The organism is Nocardia tenerifensis NBRC 101015 (genome assembly GCF_000308715.1).
In the GTDB taxonomy this organism is placed as follows: Bacteria; Actinomycetota; Actinomycetes; order Mycobacteriales; family Mycobacteriaceae; genus Nocardia; species Nocardia tenerifensis.
Genome location: NZ_BAGH01000181.1, coordinates 1 through 3,417 on the forward strand (window position 1 = coordinate 1; position 3,417 = coordinate 3,417).

General features: G+C 68.8%; 4 protein-coding genes. 3 read left to right on the forward strand and 1 reads right to left on the reverse strand.

Features of this window, described 5'->3' with window-relative positions:
• Positions 1-13 precede the first annotated feature (13 nt).
• Complete coding sequence (locus ON39_RS14765) at positions 14-334, forward strand: hypothetical protein (protein WP_040734604.1); 321 nt, start codon at positions 14-16, stop codon at positions 332-334.
• A 137-nt stretch (positions 335-471) separates the two neighbouring features.
• Here the strand turns inward: ON39_RS14765 and ON39_RS14770 are convergent, their stop codons facing one another.
• Complete coding sequence (locus tag ON39_RS14770) at positions 472-1,350, reverse strand: helix-turn-helix domain-containing protein (RefSeq protein ID WP_040734606.1); 879 nt, start codon at positions 1,348-1,350, stop codon at positions 472-474.
• 108 nt (positions 1,351-1,458) lie between these two features.
• Between ON39_RS14770 and ON39_RS14775 the strand changes: the two genes are divergently transcribed.
• Together ON39_RS14775 and ON39_RS14780 are read left to right on the forward strand one after the other, a co-directional pair.
• Positions 1,459-2,250, forward strand: a complete 792-nt coding sequence (locus tag ON39_RS14775; protein WP_040734608.1) for an SDR family oxidoreductase — start codon at positions 1,459-1,461, stop codon at positions 2,248-2,250.
• A 1-nt stretch (position 2,251) separates the two neighbouring features.
• Positions 2,252-3,319, forward strand: coding sequence for an NAD(P)H-dependent amine dehydrogenase family protein (locus ON39_RS14780; RefSeq protein ID WP_040734609.1), 1,068 nt, complete (start codon positions 2,252-2,254; stop codon positions 3,317-3,319).
• Positions 3,320-3,417 lie beyond the last annotated feature (98 nt).

Here is a 3,417-nt window from a genome sequence, read left to right on the forward strand (position 1 = left end):
GTACTGACGCCGGGTGCTCGGCAGCCTGGGGCTCGGCGAATTGGTGCGGCATTGGACTCCTCCTCTCGCGGGTTTGCTCGATGTGCACACCCGCTACGACGCCGGCGTGCTCGGCAATCCGGGGCTCGGCGTCACCTCCGTGGTCGTCGGGAACTGCTCGCTGTCCACGGTGTATTCCGAGGCCGACGACTGTGCCGACATGTTCGCCGGGGTGGAGGCGCTGCCCTGTCACTCTCCTCGGTATCGGTCTCGTGCACGGGAGGATCGGCGGGGCGGGAGGTGCCGGATCTACCGGCGCGGAGATGCGATCGCGGTGGAGCAGGCATCGCAGTGAAGCATGGGATCGCGGCGGTGACCATGGCGGCCAGCAGGTGCGGGGTCTTCGGGAGGTACCGGGTCGGTCATGGATCGTCCCCAGCGGCGGACCCTCGGAAAACCGATCGACGTCACAGTCTGATAGCGCTGCCGCGTTCAGCGGTGTGTCGCTCGAGAGAGTGCCGCCGTGAGCTGACGGGCCGCGTCCAAGGTCGCCGAAATGTACTCATCGCGTTCAGCTTTGGACGCCTCCGCGCGCAACGGCCCCAGCTGGACCTCGTAGGCGGCGGCGCCCGACGCGTCGAACACCGGTGCCGCGAGGTAACTCAACGGCAGCGCGTCGTCGGAGTCCAGTTCGTCTCTGCTGAATGGCCGTGAGGTGAGCGCGGCGAGCTGCCGCAGTGCGCGGGTGCGCAGATGTGGTTGCAGCAGTTCGGATCCCACGGCGCCGAGCAGATCGGCCAGCAGGTCGACCATGCCCGCGTCGTCGGCGCGCGGCCGGAACACCGCCACCCCGCGGTCGCGGACGAGGGCGAGCAGGGTGCTCGCGGTGCGGCGGTCCGCGCCGGCGGCGGTCGCGGTCCAGGCGTTCTGCTCGCCGGCCGAACGCCACGGCATCACGCTCGCCCCGGCCGGAAATTGAAGCGGAATGCGGTGTCCGACAGGGATTCCCGGGACGACGCGGTCGATGCCGTGCCGGACGTCGACGACGGTGAGATGGTCGGGTTCGATGCGGCTGAACGTCGCCCCCGATCCTGTCCGCGCGGCCAGCGCCGCGAGGACCGCGCCGACGTCGTGGGGGAGTGCGGCGCCGGGCAGTCCGGCGAGGGCGGGGCCGATCAGGTAGCCGCGCTGCGGATCTCGGCCGACCCAGCCCGCAGTGGTGAGTTCGGTCAGGATCGCGGTCGCCGTGGCGCGCGCGATATCCAAGCGTTCGGCGATCCCCGCGACGCTTATCGGCTCGGTCGAGGTCGCCAGCAGCGAGACGATGTCGACGACCCGGCGCGTCGGCGGGGACGCTGATCGATCCGGCATGGCGTGACCCCTTGTTTCTGCTCGAGCGGGCGACCTAGTATGTGTCGAATATTAGTACAAGAGGTGACGAATATTCGACACCGCGCGTGCGAGAGGGATGGAGCGCGAATGATTCTGGATCGGTTCCGCATAGACGGGCAGGTCGCCGTCGTGACGGGCGCGGGGCGCGGCCTGGGGGCGGCCATCGCGGTGGCCTTCGCGGAGGCGGGCGCGGACGTCGTCATCGCGGCCCGCACGAAGAGCCAACTGGACGAGGTCGCAGAGCGAGTCGCAGCGGTAGGCCGCCAGGCCCACGTGGTGTCCGCGGACCTGAGCGACCTCGACGCCACGGCGGCACTGGCCGCGACGGCGGTCGAGCGGTTCGGGCGGCTGGACATCGTGGTGAACAATGTCGGCGGGGCGATGCCGTGCCCGCTGCTCGACACCACCCCGCAGGCGCTCGTCGATGCGTTCAACTTCAACGTGACCAACGCGCACGCCCTGATTCGCGCCGCGGTGCCGCACATCCTCGAAACAGCAGGCGGCGGCTCCATTCTCAACATCACCTCGACCATGGGCCGGCTGCCGGGCCGGGCGTTCGCGGCCTACGGCACCGCCAAGGCAGCCCTGGCGCACTACACGAAACTGGCCGCGCTGGACCTGAATCCGCGCATCCGGGTGAACGCCATCGCCCCCGGCTCCATCCTCACCTCGGCCCTGGAGATCGTCGCGAGCAACGACGCGATGCGCACCCAGTTGGAGACCAAGACGCCTCTGCACCGCATCGGTGAGCCCGAGGACATCGCCGCGGCCGCCCTCTACCTCGTCTCTCCCGCAGGCAAATACGTCACGGGCAAAGTACTCGAGCCGGACGGCGGCCTGATCACTCCCAACCTCGACATCCCGATTCCGGATCTGTGACATGACTTATCGCGTAGTGCAGTGGGGCACAGGCAATGTCGGCAGGCACGCCCTGGCCGGCATCATCGCCAACCCCGACCTGGAGCTGTCCGGGGTATGGGTGTCGGGTGCGACGAAGGACGGGGTGGACGCGGGAACCCTTGCCGGGCTCGACGATCCGGTCGGCGTCGCCGCGACGATCGATGCCGACGCCCTCCTCGCGGCGAAACCCGATTGCGTCGTCTACTGTTCGATGACCGACAACCGCCTCATGGACGCCATCGGCGACCTGTGCCGGATCCTCAGTGCCGGAATCAATGTCGTCGCGTGCGCCCCGGTGTTCTTCCAGTATCCCTACGGTGTCCTGCCCGACGATCTGCTGAAGCCGGTGCAAGAAGCTGCGGCGCAGGGCAATTCGTCGCTGTGGGTCAACGGCATCGACCCCGGCTTCGCCAACGATCTGCTGCCGCTCGCGCTGGCGGGCACGTGTCTGCGCATCGACCAGCTCCGCTGCGTGGAGATCGTCGACTACGCCAGCTACGACAACCGTGAAGTCATGTTCGACATCATGGGTTTCGGCAAGCCCCTGGACGACATCCCGATGCTGCTCCAACCCGGCGTGCTGTCGCTCGCCTGGGGCGGTACCGTCCGCCAGCTCGCCGCGGGCATCGGCGTCACCCTCGACTCGGTCACCGAGACCTATCAGCGGATCCCGGCCACCCACTCCTTCGACATCGCCACCGGTCACATCGCCGAGGGCACCGCCGCCGCACTGCGTTTCGAGGTGCGCGGCATGGTCGGCGACACTACCGTCACGGTGCTGGAGCACGTCACCCGGCTGCACCCGGACCTGTGCCCCGACTGGCCCCAACCGGCCCATCACGAAGGATCCTACCGCGTCGAGATCACCGGCGAGCCCAGCTACGCCATGGATCTGGTGACCTCGAGCGCCAACGGCGACCACAACCACGCCACACTGCTCGCCACCGCCATGCGCATCGTCAACGCGGTCCCCGCCGTCGTCGCTGCGCCCCCCGGCATCCTGACCGCACTAGATCTCCCACTGATCACCAAACCCGCACAGCGCTAACCAAATTCGCAAGGCACTAGCGGGGCCCGCAGGGTGCCAGCGGGGCCCGCACGGTGCCAGCGGGATCCGCACGGCGCTAGCCAGAGCCGCACGGCGCC